The sequence below is a fragment of the Saccharopolyspora ipomoeae genome, assembly GCF_029952525.1.
GTDB lineage: Bacteria > Actinomycetota > Actinomycetes > Mycobacteriales > Pseudonocardiaceae > Saccharopolyspora > Saccharopolyspora ipomoeae.
In genome coordinates this window covers 1-19,374 of sequence record NZ_JASAOF010000007.1, presented here as the reverse complement: position 1 = coordinate 19,374, position 19,374 = coordinate 1, and the positions used below count along the sequence as shown (strand labels likewise).

19 protein-coding genes are annotated in these 19,374 nt (G+C 70.8%); 16 read left to right on the top strand and 3 right to left on the bottom strand.

Annotation, left to right across the window (positions count from 1 at the left end):
* The first annotated feature begins 34 nt into the window (after window positions 1-34).
* Window positions 35-778: an IclR family transcriptional regulator gene (locus tag QFW96_RS13560; protein ID WP_281455976.1), complete on the top strand. Its 744-nt coding sequence runs from the start codon at window positions 35-37 to the stop codon at window positions 776-778.
* Between the two features lies 1 nt (window position 779).
* On the opposite strand, the gene QFW96_RS13555 is transcribed toward QFW96_RS13560, so the two are convergent.
* Window positions 780-1,064: a DUF1844 domain-containing protein gene (locus tag QFW96_RS13555; RefSeq protein ID WP_281456168.1), complete on the bottom strand. Its 285-nt coding sequence runs from the start codon at window positions 1,062-1,064 to the stop codon at window positions 780-782.
* 364 nt (window positions 1,065-1,428) lie between these two features.
* Here QFW96_RS13555 and infC point away from each other — a divergent pair, with 364 nt between their 5' ends.
* The 6 genes from infC (at window position 1,429) to pheT (ending at window position 7,579) form a co-directional block, all read left to right on the top strand.
* Complete coding sequence (infC, locus tag QFW96_RS13550; protein WP_281455975.1) at window positions 1,429-2,004, top strand: translation initiation factor IF-3; 576 nt, start codon at window positions 1,429-1,431, stop codon at window positions 2,002-2,004.
* Window positions 2,005-2,090: 86 nt separating this feature from the next.
* Window positions 2,091-2,285, top strand: a complete 195-nt coding sequence (gene rpmI / locus QFW96_RS13545) for a 50S ribosomal protein L35 (RefSeq protein WP_093415814.1) — start codon at window positions 2,091-2,093, stop codon at window positions 2,283-2,285.
* Window positions 2,286-2,394: 109 nt separating this feature from the next.
* Window positions 2,395-2,763 carry a 50S ribosomal protein L20 gene (rplT, locus tag QFW96_RS13540; RefSeq protein WP_093415812.1) on the top strand — a complete coding sequence of 123 codons (369 nt, stop codon included), beginning with the start codon at window positions 2,395-2,397 and terminating at the stop codon, window positions 2,761-2,763.
* On the top strand, window positions 2,763-3,602 hold the full coding sequence (locus QFW96_RS13535; RefSeq protein WP_281456167.1) for a TrmH family RNA methyltransferase: 840 nt from the start codon (window positions 2,763-2,765) through the stop codon (window positions 3,600-3,602). Before rplT ends, QFW96_RS13535 begins: the two co-directional genes overlap by 1 nt.
* A 184-nt stretch (window positions 3,603-3,786) precedes the next feature.
* The gene (gene pheS, locus QFW96_RS13530) at window positions 3,787-4,848 is read left to right on the top strand and encodes a phenylalanine--tRNA ligase subunit alpha (RefSeq protein ID WP_281455974.1); all 1,062 of its coding nucleotides are present in this window, start codon (window positions 3,787-3,789) and stop codon (window positions 4,846-4,848) included.
* Between the two features lie 238 nt (window positions 4,849-5,086).
* Window positions 5,087-7,579: a phenylalanine--tRNA ligase subunit beta gene (gene pheT / locus QFW96_RS13525; protein ID WP_281455973.1), complete on the top strand. Its 2,493-nt coding sequence runs from the start codon at window positions 5,087-5,089 to the stop codon at window positions 7,577-7,579.
* Between the two features lie 95 nt (window positions 7,580-7,674).
* Here pheT and QFW96_RS13520 read toward each other — a convergent pair whose 3' ends face one another.
* Entirely contained in the window at window positions 7,675-8,271 is a 597-nt protein-coding gene (locus QFW96_RS13520; RefSeq protein WP_281455972.1) for a GNAT family N-acetyltransferase, read from the bottom strand.
* A gap of 214 nt (window positions 8,272-8,485) precedes the next feature.
* Window positions 8,486-9,169, bottom strand: a complete 684-nt coding sequence (locus QFW96_RS13515) for a DNA alkylation repair protein (RefSeq protein WP_281455971.1) — start codon at window positions 9,167-9,169, stop codon at window positions 8,486-8,488.
* Between the two features lie 205 nt (window positions 9,170-9,374).
* Between QFW96_RS13515 and argC the strand changes: the two genes are divergently transcribed.
* The 9 genes from argC to tyrS all read left to right on the top strand — a co-directional run bounded on the left by argC (window position 9,375) and on the right by tyrS (window position 18,897).
* Window positions 9,375-10,403, top strand: coding sequence for an N-acetyl-gamma-glutamyl-phosphate reductase (gene argC / locus QFW96_RS13510; protein ID WP_281455970.1), 1,029 nt, complete (start codon window positions 9,375-9,377; stop codon window positions 10,401-10,403).
* A gap of 28 nt (window positions 10,404-10,431) precedes the next feature.
* On the top strand, window positions 10,432-11,592 hold the full coding sequence (gene argJ / locus QFW96_RS13505; protein ID WP_281455969.1) for a bifunctional glutamate N-acetyltransferase/amino-acid acetyltransferase ArgJ: 1,161 nt from the start codon (window positions 10,432-10,434) through the stop codon (window positions 11,590-11,592).
* Window positions 11,589-12,497 (top strand): acetylglutamate kinase, encoded by a 909-nt coding sequence (gene argB, locus QFW96_RS13500; RefSeq protein WP_281455968.1) that lies wholly within the window; start codon window positions 11,589-11,591, stop codon window positions 12,495-12,497. Before argJ ends, argB begins: the two co-directional genes overlap by 4 nt.
* Before the next feature lie 71 nt (window positions 12,498-12,568).
* Complete coding sequence (locus QFW96_RS13495; RefSeq protein ID WP_281455967.1) at window positions 12,569-13,756, top strand: acetylornithine transaminase; 1,188 nt, start codon at window positions 12,569-12,571, stop codon at window positions 13,754-13,756.
* Window positions 13,756-14,679: an ornithine carbamoyltransferase gene (gene argF / locus QFW96_RS13490; RefSeq protein ID WP_281455966.1), complete on the top strand. Its 924-nt coding sequence runs from the start codon at window positions 13,756-13,758 to the stop codon at window positions 14,677-14,679. The genes QFW96_RS13495 and argF overlap by 1 nt, the downstream gene beginning before the upstream one ends.
* Window positions 14,676-15,179: an arginine repressor gene (locus QFW96_RS13485; protein WP_281455965.1), complete on the top strand. Its 504-nt coding sequence runs from the start codon at window positions 14,676-14,678 to the stop codon at window positions 15,177-15,179. Before argF ends, QFW96_RS13485 begins: the two co-directional genes overlap by 4 nt.
* Window positions 15,180-15,509: 330 nt before the next feature.
* A complete protein-coding gene (gene argH, locus QFW96_RS13480) occupies window positions 15,510-16,931 on the top strand; it encodes an argininosuccinate lyase (RefSeq protein ID WP_281455964.1) in 1,422 nt (473 codons plus the stop codon).
* Window positions 16,932-16,974: 43 nt separating this feature from the next.
* On the top strand, window positions 16,975-17,589 hold the full coding sequence (locus tag QFW96_RS13475) for a DNA-3-methyladenine glycosylase (protein ID WP_281456166.1): 615 nt from the start codon (window positions 16,975-16,977) through the stop codon (window positions 17,587-17,589).
* Window positions 17,590-17,622: 33 nt separating this feature from the next.
* The gene (gene tyrS, locus QFW96_RS13470; RefSeq protein WP_281455963.1) at window positions 17,623-18,897 is read left to right on the top strand and encodes a tyrosine--tRNA ligase; all 1,275 of its coding nucleotides are present in this window, start codon (window positions 17,623-17,625) and stop codon (window positions 18,895-18,897) included.
* Window positions 18,898-19,374 lie beyond the last annotated feature (477 nt).

The following is a 19,374-nucleotide window of genomic DNA, read 5'->3' as shown; positions in this document are numbered from 1 at the left end:
CGCTTCGTCGAGTCAACGATGATCGGAGACGCCGGTGAGTCAGAGCCTGGAACGCGGACTGGCCGCGCTCACCGCGCTGGCCGAGGGTCCGCAGACGCTCGACGGACTGGCGCAGCGGCTCGGCGTGCACAAGACCACCGCGATGCGCCTGCTGCGCACGCTGGAATCCGGCCGCTTCGTCCGCCGCGAGGACGCGCACCGGTACCGGCTCGGCAGCGCCGTGTTCGCCCTGGCCCACCAGGCGCTCGACGACCTCGACGTGCGCGAGGTGGCCCGCCCGTTCCTGGCCGGGCTGGGGGAGCGCACCGGGCACACGATCCACCTGGCGATGCTCGACGAGGACCAGGTCGTCTACATCGACAAGGTCGACAGCATCCACCCGGTCCGGATGTACTCGCGGATCGGTCGCCGGGCCCCGCTGCACTGCACGGCGGTCGGCAAGGCGCTGGTCGCGGAGCTGGGGCAGCAGGAGCGGGAGAGGCTGGTGCGGCGCATCGGCTACCCGAAGCTCACGCGGGGCACGATCGACTCACCGGATCGCTACCTGGAGGAGCTCGAACGGGTCCGCACCCGGGGTTACGCGACCGACCGCAGCGAGCACGAGGAGTTCACCCACTGCATCGCCGCGCCGGTCCGCAACCACCGGGGCGACGTGGTGGCGGCGATGTCGATCTCGGTGCCGAAGGTCCTGCTCTCGTGGGAGGACCTGCTCGGCTGGCTCCCGGATCTCCGCCGGACCGCGGCGGAGATCTCCCGGGAGCTGGGCAGCCGCCAGTAGATCAGTGGACGGGGCCCGTGTACTTCTCGCCCGGGCCCTGGCCCGGCGCGTCGGGGTGGGTCGAGGCCTCGCGGAAGGCGCGCTGCAGGGACTGCAGACCGTCGCGCAGCGGGCCCGCGTGCGGCCCGAGGTACTCCACCGAAGCCGTGATCAGCCCGGCCAGCCCGGTGATCAGACGGCGCGCCTCGTCGAGGTCGAGCTGCGGGGCGGCGTCGGGGTCGTCGTCGGCGAGCCCGAGCTTCTCCGCCGCCGCGGACATCAGCATCACCGCAGCGCGGCTGAGCACCTCGACGCTGGGAACATCCGAGAGGTCGCGTACGTTGAGCTCGACATCCGCGTCGTGTGCCGGCTCACCGGCACCGGTCGTGGCGTTCGGGGGAGTGGTTGGCTGCGGTTCGCTCACGCCTGCTACCCTGACACGCACGACCAGCCCCCGCTGCGGCGGGGGCGGCAAAGTGGAGCCCCGCTCCCACCCGAGCAGCCGCCGAGGCCGCCGGGTTCCGGTCCTGTCGACGCCCGTGGGGTGTCGGTGGTGCGAACGGTATCGCTGATACCGGTTCGATCGGTTTGGAGTCAGGGTCCCGCGGTGTCCGCGCAATGCGGAACGCCGACGGGACCTTTGCATTCCGGGGTGAGCTCTACACGCCGTGGTGTGCAGTACACAGCCATCGAACCGAGGAGGCCCCATCAGCTCCGAGACGCGCATCAACGACCGCATCCGGGTTCCGGAAGTCCGCCTGGTCGGACCCAACGGTGAGCAGGTCGGGATCGTCCGCATCGAGGACGCCCTGCGCCTGGCCCAGGAAGCGGATCTGGACCTTGTCGAGGTCGCCCCGCAGGCGCGCCCGCCGGTCTGCAAGCTCATGGACTACGGCAAGTTCAAGTACGAGAGCGCGCAGAAGGCTCGCGAATCGCGTCGCAACCAGCAGCAGACCGTCATCAAGGAGCAGAAGCTCCGGCCGAAGATCGACCCGCACGACTACGAGACGAAGAAGGGCCACGTGTCCCGCTTCCTCGGTCAGGGTCACAAGGTCAAGGTGACGATCATGTTCCGCGGTCGCGAGCAGTCGCGGCCCGAGTTGGGCTTCCGCCTGTTGCAGCGACTGGCCGATGACGTGTCCGAACTCGGGTTCATCGAGGCGAACCCGAAGCAGGACGGTCGGAACATGATCATGGTTCTGGCGCCGCACAAGACCAACAAGACCAAGCCCAAGGCCAACGCGTAAGCGCTGAGCCAGGGCTCGTGATGTGAGGCCGGGTCGGGACGCTGGCCGCGCCCCCTCCCGGCTCCAGTACGAAACGAGGACGGAAGATGCCGAAGAACAAGACCCACAAGGGCACCTCGAAGCGCTTCAAGGTGACCGGTTCGGGCAAGCTGCGGCGCGAGCAGGCCGGTCGCCGGCACATCCTGGAGAAGAAGTCCAGCCGCGTCACCCGTCGCCTCGAGGGCACCGAGGCCGTCGCCAAGGCCGACGTCAAGCGCATCAACAAGCTGCTGGGTCGCTGACGCCGACTTCCCCGCTGCGCCCGCGAGGGAGCAGCTCGGCATCGCACCATCCAGCCACCCGAACCGGGCGGCACCCCACCGCCCCCGATGAGATAACAGGACGGACCCCGTGGCACGCGTCAAGCGAGCGGTCAACGCCCAGAAGAAGCGCCGCACAGTTCTCGAGTCGGCCCGCGGTTACCGCGGTCAGCGCTCGCGCCTGTACCGCAAGGCCAAGGAGCAGATGCTCCACTCGATGACCTACTCCTACCGGGACCGCCGCGCCCGCAAGGGCGAGTTCCGGAAGCTGTGGATCACCCGCATCAACGCCGCGACCCGGCAGCACGGCCTCAGCTACAACAAGTTCGTGCAGGGCCTGAAGGCCGCCGAGGTCGAGGTCGACCGCAAGATCCTGGCGGAACTCGCCGTCAACGACCCGCAGGCCTTCGAGGCGCTGGTCGACGTGGCGCGCAAGAACCTGCCGGAGAGTGCGGCCTGATCGCCGAAAGCACTTCCGATCCGCGACCCGGGACCCCGCTCACCGAGCGGTCGTCCCGGGTCGCGGTCGCTCGTAAGCTCACCCGCCGCGCGGGCCGCGAGAAGGCCGGCGCCTTCCTCGCCGAGGGCGCCCAGGCCGTGGGCGAGGCGCTGACCGCGCACGCCGACGACCGGTTGCGGGTGCGCGAGCTGTTCGTCACCGAGCAGCCGCGGCACGCCGAGCTCGCCGAGCGCGCGGTGCTGGCGGGGGTGCCGGTGCACGAGGTCACCGACAAGGCCGCCGCGTCGCTGTCGGAGACGGTCACCCCGCAGGGCGTGGTCGCCGTCTGCGACCTGCCCCGCACCGACCCGGCGACCGCCCTGGCGCGGCGTCCCGCGCTGGTCGCGGTGCTGGTCGGCATCGCCGACCCGGGCAACGCCGGAACCGTGGTGCGCGTGTCCGACGCCGCCGGGGCCGGTGCGGTGCTGTTCGCCGGGGACACCGTCGACGCCTACAACGGCAAGGCGGTGCGGGCCTCCACCGGAAGCCTGTTCCACCTGCCGGTGGCCCGGGACCGCGACGTCACCGCCGTGCTGACGGCGTGCCGGGAGGCCGGGCTGCGGCTCGTCGGCGCCGACGGCTACGCCACCGGCGACCTGGACACCGCCGACCGGGCGGGCGAGCTCGCCGAACCCACCGCGTGGGTGTTCGGCAGCGAGGCGCACGGGCTGTCCGACGAGGTCAAGGCCCAGCTGGACACCACGCTGCGGGTGCCGCTGTACGGTCAGGCGGAGAGCCTCAACCTGGCCACCGCCGCGGCCGTCTGCCTCTACGCCTCGGCGCGTGCCCAGCACCGCTGAGCTCGGGCGGAGCGGATCACCGCGAAACGCCGTGGACGCCGTCGCTTAGAATCGCCCATGTCAGCTTGCGGCTTCGCACCGAAGAGTCGTATGCAACCTCAGCAGGTTCGCAGGCCCGGCTACCTGGCAGAACAGGGACCTGGCCGATGATGCCTGCGGGATCAACGGGAGTCACGCACTAACGATGTCTGGAGCCAACGACTCGTACGACCCGAAAGAGGTCGCCGCGCTGTCGCCGGAGACGCTGGACGCCGCGGTCGAGGAGGCCAAGAAGGCCTTCGCAGCCGCAGCGGACCTGGACGAGCTGGCCGCCGTCAAGCCCGGCCACCTCGGCGACCGCTCGCCGCTGCTGACCGCGCGCCGCGAGATCGGAGCCCTGCCGCCCAAGGCGCGCTCCGAGGCGGGCAAGCGCGTCAACCAGGCCCGCGAAGCCATCCAGGGCGCCTTCGACGAGCGTCGCGCGGCGCTGCAGGCCGAGCGCGACGAGCGCGTGCTGCGCGAGGAGTCGGTCGACGTCACGCTGCCGTGGGACCGCGTGCCCACCGGTGCCCGGCACCCGATCACCCAGCTCGCCGAGCAGATCGAGGACACCTTCGTGGCCATGGGCTGGGAGGTCGCCGAGGGCCCCGAGCTGGAAGCCGAGTGGTTCAACTTCGACGCGTTGAACTTCGGCAAGGACCACCCGGCGCGCACCATGCAGGACACCTTCTACGTGGCGCCGGAGGACTCCGGGCTGGTGCTGCGCACGCACACCTCGCCGTCGCAGGTCCGCGCGCTGCTCAACCGCGACCTGCCGGTATACGTGGTCTGCCCGGGCCGCACCTTCCGCACCGACGAGCTCGACGCCACCCACACCCCGGTGTTCCACCAGGTCGAGGGTCTGGCGGTCGACAAGGGCCTGACCATGGCGCACCTCAAGGGCACCCTGGACGCCTTCGCCCGCTCGATGTTCGGACCGGAGTCCAAGACCCGGCTGCGCCCGTCGTACTTCCCGTTCACCGAGCCGTCCGCCGAGATGGACATCTGGTTCCCGGAGAAGAAGGGCGGCGCGGGCTGGGTCGAGTGGGGCGGCTGCGGCATGGTCAACCCCAACGTGCTGCGCGCCTGCGGCGTCGACCCGGACGTCTACACCGGTTTCGCCTTCGGCATGGGCCTGGAGCGCACCCTGATGTTCCGCAACGGCATCCCGGACATGCGGGACATGGTCGAGGGCGACGTGCGCTTCACCCTGCCCTACGGCATTTGAGAAGGTCTGCCGATGGTCGATCTGCGTAGCGGTGCGAGCAGCGGAACCTCAGAGGCTCCCTGGGCTGCGGGTGCCCCTCGTCCAACACACGGCGGAGGGGCCGTCCTCGCCAGGAAGCCTCTGAGAACCCGCGGCGGTGCAAGCTGCGAGGGTGAGCTGAGCGGCTTCGCCGCTTCAAGGACACCCACGACGACCGTCCCCGACATCACTTACCTGAACGAGAGAAGGGCCTGACCAAGTGCGGATTCCGGTTTCCTGGCTGGCCGAGCACCTCGAGCTGCCCGAGGGGACGACCGCGGAGACGCTGGCAGAGGCGTTCATCCGGATCGGGTTGGAGGTCGAGGAGGTCGAGCACCTGACGCAGGTGCGCGGCCCGCTCGTGGCCGGTCGCGTCGCCGAGATCGAAGAACTCACCGAGTTCAAGAAGCCGATCCGGTACTGCAAGGTCGAGATCGGCGCCTCCGAGGACGGCGAGCAGAAGCTGCAGAACATCATCTGCGGCGCCCGCAACTTCGCCGAGGGCGACCTGGTCGTCGTCGCGCTGCCCGGCACGGTGCTGCCCGGCGAGTTCGAGATCAGCTCGCGCAAGACCTACGGCAAGCTCAGCGAGGGCATGATCTGCTCCGCCAAGGAGCTGGGCCTCGGTGACGACCACGACGGCATCCTGGTGCTGCCGTCGGGTTCGGCCGACCCCGGTGACGACGCGGTGGAGCTGGTCGGGCTCGACGACTCGATCATCGAGCTGGCGATCACCCCCGACCGCGGCTACTGCTTCTCGGTGCGCGGTCTGGCCCGCGAGCTGTCCAACGCGCTCGACGTGCCCTTCGGCGACCCGGGTTCGCGCCCGGTCCCGGAGGAGGACAAGCCGTCGCGCGGCGTGCAGATCAAGGACGCGCAGGCCTGCTCGCGGTTCGTGCTGCGCCGGGTGACCAACGTGGACCCGACCGCGCCGAGCCCGTGGTGGATGCGGCGCCGGCTCGCGCTGGCGGGCATCCGCTCGATCTCGCTGTCGGTGGACGTCACCAACTACGTGATGCTCGAACTGGGCCAGCCGCTGCACGCCTTCGACGCCTCGAAGGTCTCCGGCGACCTGGTGGTCCGGCACGCCGAGGGCGGCGAGAAGCTGACCACGCTGGACGGTCAGGTCCGCGAGCTCGACCCGGACGACATCGTGATCGCCGACGACTCCGGTGTGGTGTCGCTGGCCGGTGTCATGGGCGGCGAGAGCACCGAGATCGGCGACGGCACGCACGACGTGCTCATCGAGGCCGCGAACTGGGACCCGGCCAACGTCGCGCGCACCATCCGCCGCCACAAGCTGCCCAGCGAGGCGGGCAAGCGCTTCGAGCGCACGGTGGACCCGGCGGTGGCGTCGGTGGCCGTGGAGCTGGCCGCGCAGCTGCTGATCCGCTACGGCGACGGCAAGCTCACCGCGGGCCGCACCGATGTGGGCGAGGTCCGGACCCCGCCGGCGGTGACGATGCCGCTGGCGCTGCCGGACAAGGTCGCCGGTGTCTCCTACGAGCGCGGTGTGACCGCGCGCCGGCTGTCCCAGATCGGCTGCAAGATCGATCTGAGCACCTCCGACGACGGCGTCGGCCTGATCACCGCGACCCCGCCGTCCTGGCGTCCGGACCTGACGCAGCCGTTCGACCTGGTCGAGGAGGTGCTGCGGCTGGAGGGCTACCACACGATCCCGTCGGTGCTGCCCGCCGCGCCGCCCGGCCACGGCCTGTCCGCCGCCCAGCGCCGCAAGCGCGCGGTCTCGCGCGCCCTGGCCGGTGCCGGTTACGTCGAGGTGCTGCCCTTCCCGTTCACCGGTGAGGAGGCGCTGGACGCCTTCGGCCTGGACGCCGACGACGAGCGCCGCCGCACGGTGAAGGTGCTCAACGCGCTGGAGAGCGACAAGTCGCAGCTGACCACGACGCTGCTGACGGGACTGCTGGACACCTTGCAGCGCAACGTCTCCCGCGGTCACCGCGACGTCGCGCTGTTCCACATCGGCCAGATCAGCCAGCCGTCGCAGGACCAGCCCGCGGTGCCGGAGGTCGGTGTCGACGGGCGTCCCAGCGACGAGCAGCTCGCCGGGCTGCTGGCGGCTCTGCCCGCCCAGCCCACGCGGGTGGCGACGGTGCTGGCCGGTCAGCGCGAGCAGGCCGGCTGGTGGGGCAAGGGCCGCGCCGCCGACTGGGCGGACGCGATCCAGGCGGCTCGCGTGGTGGCCTCGGCCGCCGGTGTCGAGCTGACCGTCCGCAAGGCGGAGTTCGCCCCGTGGCACCCGGGCCGCTGCGCCGAGCTGCTGGTGGGCGAGACGGCCGTGGGCCACGCCGGTGAGCTGCACCCGAAGGTCGTCGAGGCGCTGGGCCTGCCCAAGCGCACCAGCGCGATGGAGCTCGACCTCGACGCCCTGCCGCTGGTGGAGCGCCGCACCGCCCCGGACATCTCGGCCTACCCGCCGGTGCTGATGGACGTGGCGCTGGTCGTCGACTCCTCGGTCGCGGCCTCGGACGTCGTCGACGCGGTCCGCGCCGGTGGCGGCGAGCTGCTGGAGGACGTGCGCCTGTTCGACGTCTACGCGGGCGAGCAGCTGGAGAAGGGCAAGAAGTCGCTGGCCCTGGCCCTGCGCTTCCGCGCCCCGGACCGCACCCTCAAGCAGGAGGAGGCCACCGAGGCCCGCGACGCCGCGGTCCAGTCCGCGACCGACCGCCTCGGAGCCACCCTCCGCGCCTGACCGCACGACGAGAACGGCCCCGCCCCAGGACTTACCGGGCGGGGCCGTTCTCGTTCGCCTCGGTGATCGCGGGCCGCGGTGGGGCTCTGTCGGCCTCAGTGGTTGCGGGGGAGGTGGCGGGTGGTGAAGCCCTCGGCGGAGATGCCCATGATCACCAGGTGGAGCATGCCGTCGGAGAGGGAGTCGGGTTCGCTGGCGCGGCCTTCCTCGCGGAAACCGAGCTTGGTGTGCAGCGCGATCGAGGCGACGTTCTCCCGGTAGATGCCGACCTGGCAGTGCCGGAAGCGGCGGCGGCCGAACATGACGGCCAGCAGCGTGATGATCGCGTCGTCGGCGTAGCCGTGGCGGCGGTGCATCGGGCCGATGCCGACGCCGTAGCTGAACACGTCGGGATCGTCGGCCTTGCTGATGCACATCGAGCCGACGAGCACCTGGTCCCGGCGGGTCTCGATGGCCAGCTGGAAGTCGTCGGGAGAGTCGACGTGGTTCGCGCGGTGCGCGGCCCAGTGCCGGTAGCCGTCGGTCTGCGCGTACGGGGCGCGGGTGGGGTCTTGGTCGAAACCGGCGAGGGTGCGCCGATCGGCGGCGGCCACCCGGCGTAACAGCACCTGCCGACCGACCCAGGACGACGTCGTGATCGGCGCCGCGCGGTGGCGGGCCCCCAGGTTCGGGTGCGGCGGGATCATCGTCATCGATCTCGATGATGCCTTCCGGGACGGACCGAATCCACAGCGGGGTCCACGTGCTGTGACCTCGTGCAAGCGGTGTGAAACCTGTATGGCCGCGGCGTTACCGCCTGTCAACGACGACGCCCGAAATGCCGCTATTGCGGGTGAATCCGCGACGGCAGCGGTGCCGGATGATCGCGAGCGGTGAGAATCCCGCTAATGCCCGATGTTCCGGAGCCTAATGCCCGATGTTCCGGAGCGCTTCGCGTCGCGACAGCGGCGAGAGCGCGTGGTGCTCGGCGAAGTCGAGGACCCATCCGGGGTCGGTCTTGGCGTGCTCGCGCAGCGCCCAGCCGATCGCCTTGCGGAGGAAGAAGTCCGGATCGGCGAGGTTGGCGTCGATCGCCCGGCGCAGCAGCGCGACGTCGGTGCGGTCCTTGGCGCGCAGCTGCGCGATGATCGCCGTGCGGCGGCGCCAGCGGTCGTCGTCGGTCGCCCAGCGCAGCAGCAGCGGGCGCACGACGTCGGGATGGCTCAGCAGCAGCGGGCCGATGCGCCGGCTCGCGGTCTCGTCTACGAAGTCCCACCAGGCCCCGGTGACCACGAACTCCTCGTAGAGCCCGAGCATCCCGGGATCTTGGAAGCGCCGCTGAGCCCTGTGCCCGGTCACGGACAGCGCGACGTAGCGCTCCTCCCGGAAGCTCGCCTCCCGCCACAGCGCCCGCGCGGAGCCGATCAGGTCCTCCTGGGTCGCGAACGGGAACCGCGCGCACAGCTCGTCGACGATCCCGACCCGCGCCGGTTTCCGGACGCCCAGGAACGCCATCTCCGACTTCATGTAGGCCCGCATCCCGGGCGCGTCGGCCGCCACTGCCCGCTCCCGCAGCAACCGCAGCGCCGCCTCCCGGAACCTCTCGCTCACACCGCGGATCGTCCCACCGGCCCCCGACATCGCGATTTCAATGGAAGTCGGGGACCTGATTTCCATTGAAATCCGGTCAACCGGGGTGGTCGCGCACCGGCGGGGCGGGTCGGATCACAGGTTCGGTGAGGGTGTGACGTGGGAGGATGGTGACCCGGCGCGAACTCGTTTGATTGATTTTGCATAGCCGTGCATAATCATCCGTATGACGGTGAGGGTTGCTGTAGCGGGTGCCAGCGGTTACGCGGGCGGAGAACTGCTCCGCCTGCTGCTGACGCACCCCGAGGTCGAGATCGGTGCGCTGACGGCGGGGGGCAACGCGGGCAGCAGGCTCGGCCGGCACCACCCCAACCTGCTGCCGCTGGCCGACCGCGAGCTGACCGAGACCACCGCCGAGCAGCTGCGCGGCCACGACGTCGTCTTCCTCGCGCTGCCGCACGGCCACTCCGCGGCCCTCGCCGCCGAGCTCGGCGACGACGTCGTGGTCGTCGACTGCGGCGCCGACCACCGGCTCAACGACGCCGAGGACTGGACCCGCTGGTACGGCGGCGACCACCCCGGCACCTGGCCCTACGGCGTGCCCGAGCTGCCCGGCGCCCGCGACCGGCTGCGCGGCGCCAAGCGCGTCGCCGTGGCGGGTTGCTTCCCGACCGTGTCCTCGCTGGCCATCGTGCCCGCGCTGGCCGCGGGGCTCGTCGAACCCGACGCCGTGATCACCGCGATCACCGGCACCTCCGGCGCGGGCCGCGCGCTCAAGCCCCACCTGCTCTCGGCCGAGGTCATGGGCTCGGCCAGCGTCTACGGCGTCGGCGGCGCGCACCGGCACACCCCGGAGATGATCCAGAACCTCAGCGCCGCGGCGGGGGAGGAGGTCAAGGTCTCCTTCACCCCGGTCCTCGCGCCGATGGCGCGCGGCATCCTCGCCAGCTGCTCGGCCCCGCTGCGCGGCGACGTCGACACCGCCGCAGCCCGCGAGGCCTACCTCGACGCCTACGGCGACGAGCCGTTCGTGCACGTGCTGCCCGAGGGCACCTGGCCGCAGACCTCCGCGACGCTGGGCGCCAACACCGTCCACTTGCAGGTCACCGTCGACCCCGACGCCGGTCGGCTGGTCGTGGTCGGCGCCGAGGACAACCTCACCAAGGGCACCGCCGGCGGAGCCGTGCAGTGCATGAACCTCGCGCTCGGCCTGCCCGAGACCACCGGACTGCCCACCGCCGGCCTCGCGCCGTGAAGCCCGCCACCAGAACCGAGGAGAAGACATGAGCGTGACCGGTCCCGCCGGTTTCCGGGCGGCGGGGGTCGCCGCAGGCATCAAGGCAGCGGGCGCCCGCGATCTCGCACTCGTGGTCAACGACGGCCCGCAGCAGTCCGCGGCCGGCGTGTTCACCACCAACAAGGTCAAAGCCGCGCCGGTGCTGTGGTCCCAGCAGGTGCTGCAGGAGCGCAAGCTCCGGGCGATCGTGCTCAACTCCGGCTGCGCCAACGCCTGCACCGGCCCCGGCGGGTTCCAGGACACCCACGCCACCGCGGAGAAGGTCGCCGACGTCCTGGGCGTCGGCGCCATCGAGGTCGCGGTCTGCTCGACCGGCCTGATCGGCGAGCGCCTGCCGATGGACGCGCTGCTGCCCGGCGTCGACACCGCCGCCCAGGCCCTCGACACCGGTGAGCAGTCCGGCCTGGACGCCGCCACCGCGGTGCTCACCACCGACAGCAAGGCCAAGCAGGCCCACCGGGCGCACGACGCCGGCTGGTCGATCGGCGGGTTCGCCAAGGGCGCGGGCATGCTCGCGCCGAACATGGCGACCATGCTCAGCGTGATCACCACCGACGTGGCGATCAGCGGCGCCGACCTCGACGAGGCGCTGCGCGCGGCCACCCGGGTCACCTTCGACCGGCTCGACGTCGACGGCGGCACCTCCACCAACGACACCGTGCTGGTCATGGCCTCCGGCGCCTCCGGGACCGAGGTCGCCAAGGAGGAGTTCACGGTGCTGCTCACCGAGGTCTGCCACGACCTGGTGCGCCAGCTGCAGGACGACGCCGAGGGTGCGACCAAGACCATCGACATCACCGTGCGCGGCGCCGTCAGCGAGGCCGACGCGGTCACCATCGGCCGCATCGTCGCCGAGGACAACCTGGTCAAGACCGCCATGTTCGGCTCCGACCCGAACTGGGGCCGGATCGCGATGGCGCTGGGCCGCGCGCAGGCGGAGATCGACGTGGACAAGGTCGAGATCGCCACCAACGGCGTCTCGCTCTACGCCGACGGAGCCACCGCTCGCGACCGCAGCGAGGCGGACCTGTCCGGCCGCCAGATCGAGATCGTCATCGACCTGCACCTCGGCGAGCACACCGCCACGATCCTGTCCACCGACCTCTCCCACGACTACGTCGAAGAGAACAGCGCGTACTCCTCATGACCAGTGACACCAGCGATCGGCTGGCCACCGCGGCCGAGAAGGCCAGCGTCCTCGTCGAAGCCCTCCCGTGGCTGCAGCGCTTCAACGGCGCCACCGTCGTCATCAAGTACGGCGGCAACGCCATGATCGACGACGAGCTCAAGGCCGCGTTCGCCCAGGACATGGTGTTCCTGCGGCTCGCGGGCCTGCGGCCCGTCGTCGTGCACGGCGGCGGACCCCAGATCACCTCGATGCTCGACCGGCTCGGCATGGAGGGCGAGTTCCGCGGCGGACTGCGGGTGACCTCGCCGGAGACCATGGACGTGGTCCGGATGGTGCTGGTCGGGCAGGTCGGGCGCGAGCTCGTCGGTCTGATCAACCAGAACGGTCCCTACGCCGTCGGCATGTCCGGCGAGGACGCCCGGTTGTTCACCGCCGCCCGCCGCACCGCCACCGTGGACGGCGAAGCGGTCGACGTCGGCCTGGTCGGTGACGTCGTCGACGTCAACGCCGACGCCGTGCTCGACCTGATCAACGCCGGTCGCATCCCGGTGGTCTCCACCGTCGCGCCCGACGTCGACGGCGTCGTGCACAACGTCAACGCCGACACCGCGGCCGGGGCGCTGGCGGTCGCGCTCGGCGCGGAGAAGCTCGTCGTGCTCACCGACGTCGAGGGCCTCTACACCGACTGGCCGGACAAGTCGTCGCTGGTCGACCGGCTCGACGTGGACCAGCTCGCCGAGATGTTGCCGAAGCTCGCCTCCGGGATGGTGCCCAAGATGGAGGCCTGCCTGCGGGCCGTGCGCGGGGGAGTGCCGCGCGCCCACGTCATCGACGGGCGGCTGGCGCACTCCGTGCTGCTCGAAGTCTTCACCAGTGCAGGAGTGGGAACGATGGTGTTCCCCGTCGAATCGGAGGACGCATGAGTGACAATTCCGCGCCGCACGCTCATGTCGGCCGACCGGGTGCGGGTGTCCCGCATGAACACGGAGGACGCATGACCACCAACGCAACCGGGATGCAGCGCTGGCAGGCGTCCATGATGGACAACTACGGCACCCCGAAGCTGACCTTCGTCAGCGGCTCCGGTGCCGAGCTGACCGACGCCGACGGCAAGACCTACCTGGACTTCGTCAGCGGCATCGCCGTCAACGCCCTCGGGCACGCCCACCCGGCCATCGTGCGGGCGGTGTCCGACCAGGTCGCGAAGCTCGGGCACGTCTCGAACCTCTACGTGCACGAGCTCGGCCTGACGCTGGCCGAGCGGTTGCTGGAGCTGGCCGGGGTGACCGGCCAGGGGCGCGTGCTGTTCTGCAACTCCGGCGCCGAGGCCAACGAGGCCGCGTTCAAGATCGCCCGGCTCACCGGCCGCCCGAAGATCGTCTCCACCCGGGGCGGGTTCCACGGCCGGACCATGGGCGCGCTCGCGCTCACCGGCCAGCCCGCCAAGCAGGAGCCGTTCGCGCCGATGCCGGCCGGCGTCGTGCACGTGCCCTACGGCGACGTGGCCGCGCTGGAGTCCGAAGTGGACGACAACACCGCCGCGGTGTTCCTGGAACCGATCCAGGGCGAGAACGGCGTCGTCGTCCCGCCCGAGGGGTACCTGCGGGCCGCGCGCGAGATCGCCTCGCGCAACGGCGCGCTGCTGGTCGTCGACGAGGTGCAGACCGGCATCGGCCGCACCGGCTCGTGGTTCGCCTTCCAGCGCGAGGGCGTCACGCCGGACGTGATCACCCTGGCCAAGGGCCTCGGCGGCGGTCTGCCGATCGGCGCCTGCATCGGCATCGGGGCCGCGGCCGACCTGCTGCACCCCGGTCAGCACGGCACGACCTTCGGCGGTAACCCGATCGTGTGCGCGGCGGCGCTGGCGGTGCTCGACACCATCGCGGCCGATGGGTTGCTCGACCACGTCGAGCGGGTCGGCAAGGAGCTCGTCACCGGTGTGCAGGGACTCGGCCACCCGCTGGTCCGCGAGGTCCGCGGCGCCGGGCTGCTGATCGCGATCGGCCTCACCGAGCCCGTCGCCGCCAAGGTCGCCGCCGCCGCGCAGGAGCGCGGATACCTGGTCAACCCGATTCAGCCGGACGCCATCCGGCTGTGCCCGCCGCTCGTGGTCAGCGGTGAGCAGGTGCAGCGGCTGCTCACCGACCTCCCCGAACTGCTTTCCGCTGGCAAGGAGAACTGATGTCCCGGCACTTCCTCCGCGACGACGACCTCACGCCCGACGAGCAGGCCGAGGTCCTCGACCTCGCCGACGAGCTCAAGGCGGATCCGCTCGGGTCCGACGTGCTCCAGGGCAAGTCCATCGCGGTGCTCTTCGAGAAGAACTCCACCCGCACCCGGCTGTCCTTCGAGGTCGGCATTCACCAGCTCGGCGGACAGCCGATCGTGGTCGACGGGCGGATGATGCAGCTCGGCCGCGAGGAGACCATCGAGGACACCTCGCGGGTGCTGTCCCGCTACGTCGACGCCGTGGTGTGGCGGACCTTCGCCCAGGCGCGCATCGACGCGATGGCCTCGGTCTCGCGCGGACCGGTGATCAACGCGCTCACCGACGAGTTCCACCCCTGCCAGGTCCTCGCCGACCTGCAGACCATCCGCGAGCGGCACGGCAAGCTCGCCGGGCTGACCCTGACCTACCTCGGCGACGGCGCCAACAACATGGCCCACTCGCTGCTGGTCGGCGGTGCCACCGCGGGCATGCACGTGCGCATCGGCGCACCCGAGGGCTTCCGGCCCGCCGAGTGGGTGCTGGAAGCCGCCCGCGAGCGCGCGGCCGAGACCGGCGGTTCCGTCGAGCTGCACAACACCCCGCAGGGCTCCGTCGAGGGCGCCGACGTGCTGGTCACCGACGCGTGGACGTCGATGGGGCAGGAGAACGACGGCAAGGACCGGGTCAGCCCGTTCCGGCCGTACCAGGTCAACGCCGAGCTGCTGGCCGCCACCGGCAAGGCCGACACCAGCGTCCTGCACTGCCTGCCCGCGCACCGCGGCCTGGAGATCACCGACGAGGTGATCGACGGCCCCGCCAGCGCGGTGTTCGACGAGGCCGAGAACCGGCTGCACGCGCAGAAGGCCCTGCTGGCCTGGCTGGTGCGACGATCATGAGCACGACCCGGGTCGCGCGGCAGGCGCGCATCGTCGAACTCGTGTCCTCGATGGACATCCGCAGCCAGACCGAACTGGCCAAGCTGCTCGGCGACGCCGGCATCGAGGTCACCCAGGCCACGCTGTCCAGGGACCTCGACGAGCTCGGTGCGGTGAAGCTGCGCGGCCCGGACGGCGGGGCGGCCGTCTACGTCATCCCCGAGGACGGCAGCCCGGTCCGGGGCGTCCAGGGCGGAACCTCCCGCCTGAGCCGGCTGCTCGGCGAACTGCTCGCCGGTGCCGACGGGGCGGGCAACCTCACGGTCCTGCGCACCCCGCCCGGCGCGGCGCAGTTCCTGGCCAGCGCCATCGACCGCGCCGCCCTGCACGAGGTCGTGGGTTCCATAGCGGGCGACGACACGGTCATGATCGTGGCCCGCGAGCCGCTCACGGGCCACGAGCTCGCCGACCGCTTCACCGCGATGGCAGCCGGCGAGGCGGACCACGAGGATGAGGACTAGGACCCGTCTCGTGGAGTGGGGAAGTTTTCATGAAAACCTCCCCACTCCGTCTCACGACGACAGGAACGAACCTCTCATGGGAACCTCCCGACATTCGGTCCCGTGACCAGGAAGAACGACGTTCTCATGAGAAGGTTCTCGTCGTGGTCCGGTGACCAGGGGACGGAGGTTCTCATGAAAACCTCCTCCCTCGGACCGTGACGTGGGTGGGGAAGTTTTCATGAAAACTTCGCCACCCACCACGAGACGGGACCGTCAGGACAGTGATCACAGGTGAACCGGGCGACGAGCGTCCGGGCCCCAGACCGAGAGAGCACCGAGGAACCGAACGTGACGCAGCAAGGCAGTGAGTCCACCAAGCTCTGGGGCGGCCGCTTCGCCTCCGGCCCCGCCGAGGCGATGGCCGCGCTGAGCCTGTCGACGCACTTCGACTGGCGACTGGCGCCCTACGACATCGCCGGATCGCGCGCCCACGCCCGCGTCCTGCACCAGGCCGGGCTGCTGACCGCCGACGAGCTCGACGCGATGCTCGCCGGGCTCGACACCCTCGCCGCCGACGTCGAATCCGGTGCCTTCACGCCGGTCATCGACGACGAGGACGTGCACACCGCTCTCGAACGCGGACTCCTCGAACGCGTCGGCGCCGACCTCGGCGGCAAGCTGCGCGCCGGTCGTTCCCGCAACGACCAGGTCGCCACCCTGTTCCGGATGTGGCTGCGCGACGCCAGTCGCCGCGTGGCCGCCGGTGTCCTCGACGTCGTCGACGCGCTGGTCGCCCAGGCCGCCGCGCACCCGGACGCGGTGCTGCCCGGCCGCACCCACCTGCAGCACGCCCAGCCGGTGCTGCTCGGCCACCACCTGCTGGCGCACTGCCAGGCACTGCTGCGCGACGTCTCCCGGATCCGCGACTGGGACGCCCGCACCGCCTACTCGCCCTACGGCTCCGGCGCGCTGGCGGGCTCGTCGCTGAGCCTGGACCCGCAGGCCATCGCCGCCGAACTGGGATTCCGGGGCGCCACCGACAACTCCATCGACGGCACCGCCGCTCGCGACTTCGCCGCCGAGGCCGCGTTCTGCCTGGCCATGCTCGGCGTCAACCTCTCCCGGATCGCCGAAGAGGTGATCATCTGGAACACCGCCGAGTTCGGCTACATCACCCTCGACGACGCCTGGGCCACCGGCAGCTCGATCATGCCGCAGAAGAAGAACCCCGACGTCGCCGAACTCGCCCGGGGCAAGTCCGGCCGGCTCATCGGCAACCTCTCCGGCCTGCTGAGCACCCTCAAGGCGCTCCCGCTCGCCTACAACCGGGACCTGCAGGAGGACAAGGAACCGGTCATCGACTCCGTCGAGCAGCTCGACCTCCTGCTCCCGGCGATGAGCGGCATGCTCGGGACCCTCACCTTCCACACCGAGCGGATGGCCGAGCTCGCCCCCGCCGGGTTCACCCTCGCCACCGACATCGCCGAGTGGCTGGTGCGCCAGGGCGTGCCGTTCCGGGTGGCGCACGAGGCGTCGGGCGAGTGCGTGCGCACCGCCGAGGCGCGCGGCGTGGGGCTGGACGATCTCACCGACGAGGAGCTGGCCGCCGCCCACCCGTCGCTGACGCCGCAGGTCCGCGAGGTGCTGACGGTCGCCGGGTCCATCGAGTCCCGCGACTCGCACGGCGGGACCGCTCCCGCCCGCGTCGACGAGCAGCGCAAGCAGGTCGTCGCCGCCGCCGACGAGCACCGCGGGTGGCTCGCGGATTGATCGAGATCTCGGTTCTCCCGGTAGGGTGCTGAGCGTGGACCTGATGACGCGCGAGGAGCTGGCCCGCGACCCGCTGTGGGTCGCGCGCCGGCTGCTGGGCTGCGAACTGCGGTCCAGCAGCCCGGAGGGCGAGGTCGGCGTCCGCCTGGTCGAGGTGGAGGCATACCGGGGAACCGACGATCCGGCGTCGCACTGCTACCGCGGCCGGACCGAGCGCAACTCGGTCATGTTCGGCCCGGCGGGACACCTCTACGTCTACTTCGTCTACGGGATGCACTTCTGCATCAACGTGGTGAGCTTGACCGATGGCGTCCCCGGGGCGGTGCTGCTGCGCGCCGGGGAGATCACCACCGGCCGCGATCTGGCCCGCAGCCGCAGACCGGCCGCCCGCAAGGACGTCCAGCTGGCCAGCGGTCCGGCGCGGCTCGCGGGAGCCCTGGGCATCACCCGCGAGCACAACGGCATCGACCTGACCGACCCGGATTCTCCGGTGCGCCTCTACGACGGCGCCCAGGTCGCCGAGGACGACATCCGCACCGGTCCGCGCGTGGGGGTGGCGGCTGCGATGGACATGCCGTGGCGGTCCTGGGTCGACGGTTCGGAGGCCGTCAGCGCCTACCGGCGGGGCGGGCGGCGCCGCATCCGAGCCCGGGCGTAAACCCGGTTGCGGGGATGAGCGAAACTGAACCCCGTGAGTGAGCACATCCTTGACGAGCTGGCCTGGCGCGGACTGATCGCGCAATCCACCGACCTCGACGCGCTGCGCCGAGACCTCGACACCGGCCCGCTCACTCTCTACGCCGGCTTCGACCCGACGGCGTCGAGCCTGCACGCGGGCCACCTCGTGCAGCTGCTCACGCTCGCGCGCTTCCAGCGCGCGGGACACCGGCCGATCGTGCTCGCGGGCGGCGCCACCGGTCAGATCGGCGACCCCCGCGATGTGGGTGAGCGGACGCTGGCGACCCGGGAGGTCATCGAGGAGCGGCTGCGGTCGCTGGGCGCCCAGCTCGAGAAGTTCGTGGACTTCGACGAATCGCCGACGGGCGCGATCGCGGAGAACAACCTGAACTGGTTCGACGGTGTCACGGCGCTGGACTTCCTGCGCGACGTCGGCAAGCACTTCTCGATCAACACGATGGTCGGCCGGGAGACCGTGAAGCGCCGGCTCGCCGGTGACGGGATCTCCTACACCGAGTTCAGCTACATGCTGCTGCAGTCGTACGACTACCTGCAGCTGCACCGCAAGTACGGGACGAAGCTGCAGATCGGCGGGTCCGATCAGTGGGGCAACATCATCGGGGGCGTCGACTACGTCCGCAAGGTCGACGGTTCGACCGTGCACGCCCTGACCACGCCGCTGGTCACCGACGCCGAGGGCCGCAAGTTCGGCAAGTCCACGGGTGGCGGCAACGTCTGGCTCGACCCGACGCTGACCTCGCCGTACGCCTGGTACCAGTACTTCGTCAACGCCGCCGACGCCGACGTGCCGCACTACCTGCGCCTGTTCACCTTCCTCGACCGGGAGGAGATCGAGGAGCTGGAGAAGACCACGGCCGAGCGCCCGCAGCTGCGCGCCGGGCAGAAGCGCCTCGCCGAGGAGCTGACGACGCTCGTGCACGGCGAGGACCAAACCCGCAAGGTGACCGCGGCCAGCCAGGCCTTGTTCGGCCGGGGTGAGCTCGCCGACCTCGACGAGGCGACGCTGGATTCGGTGATGGCGGCCGTGCCGAACGCGGAACTGCGCCTGGCGGACCAGCCGACGATCGTCGACCTGCTCGTCGAGACCGGCTTGGTCAACGGCAAGGGAGCCGCGCGCCGCACCATCAAGGAGGGCGGCGCCTACGTCAACAACGTCAAGATCTCCGACGAGGAGTGGGCACCGAGCCGCGAGGACCTGCTGCACGGTCGCTGGCTCGTCGTCCGCCGGGGCAAGCGCAACACGGCGGGTGCTCGGGTCCTGAGCTGACGTGCACCGGGCAACGGGGCGCTGACCTGCGGGTTCGCGCCCCGTTTCGGGTTAAGGGACCCCCGGTTCACGGCCCCGAGAAGGGGTCGTGTAACTTATTCCAAGTCAGCGCGACACGGACTGGGAACACCGGGCCGGGCCTGACACGGGGTTGCGAACCAAGCTCCTGTCTCCGGATGGTAGAGTGGGCGCCCCGAACGGGAAACCAAGAAAAGCAGAGGCGAGCTTCGCTGCTCGCGGACGTGGACGCGGTTTTCCACCCAGAATTTGATTGAAAATAGCGCTTGGTACGCTGCCGGGCAGAATAGTGAGCCGATATTTCGGCGGCCATCGGATAAGGGATACCCCCCGGTGAGACCGAAAAATCGACCTGCTAGTCTTCACTACAGCGAAAGCGCGAACTAAAAGAAATGACTCCCCGGAGTTCGCGGGCCTGATGGCTTGTGGCGATGGTGTGGGTGTGTTCTTTGAGAACTC

What these genes read in the sequence shown, in the direction of transcription:
- rpmI (WP_093415814.1), top strand. Translation starts at nt 2,091, where the DNA reads ATGCCGAAGAACAAGACCCACAAGGGCACCTCGAAGCGCTTCAAGGTG.
- pheS (WP_281455974.1), top strand. Translation starts at nt 3,787, where the DNA reads ATGTCTGGAGCCAACGACTCGTACGACCCGAAAGAGGTCGCCGCGCTG.
- QFW96_RS13520 (WP_281455972.1), bottom strand. Translation starts at nt 8,271, where the DNA reads ATGACGATGATCCCGCCGCACCCGAACCTGGGGGCCCGCCACCGCGCG.
- argC (WP_281455970.1), top strand. Translation starts at nt 9,375, where the DNA reads ATGACGGTGAGGGTTGCTGTAGCGGGTGCCAGCGGTTACGCGGGCGGA.
- argJ (WP_281455969.1), top strand. Translation starts at nt 10,432, where the DNA reads ATGAGCGTGACCGGTCCCGCCGGTTTCCGGGCGGCGGGGGTCGCCGCA.
- argB (WP_281455968.1), top strand. Translation starts at nt 11,589, where the DNA reads ATGACCAGTGACACCAGCGATCGGCTGGCCACCGCGGCCGAGAAGGCC.
- QFW96_RS13495 (WP_281455967.1), top strand. Translation starts at nt 12,569, where the DNA reads ATGACCACCAACGCAACCGGGATGCAGCGCTGGCAGGCGTCCATGATG.
- argF (WP_281455966.1), top strand. Translation starts at nt 13,756, where the DNA reads ATGTCCCGGCACTTCCTCCGCGACGACGACCTCACGCCCGACGAGCAG.
- QFW96_RS13485 (WP_281455965.1), top strand. Translation starts at nt 14,676, where the DNA reads ATGAGCACGACCCGGGTCGCGCGGCAGGCGCGCATCGTCGAACTCGTG.
- QFW96_RS13475 (WP_281456166.1), top strand. Translation starts at nt 16,975, where the DNA reads ATGACGCGCGAGGAGCTGGCCCGCGACCCGCTGTGGGTCGCGCGCCGG.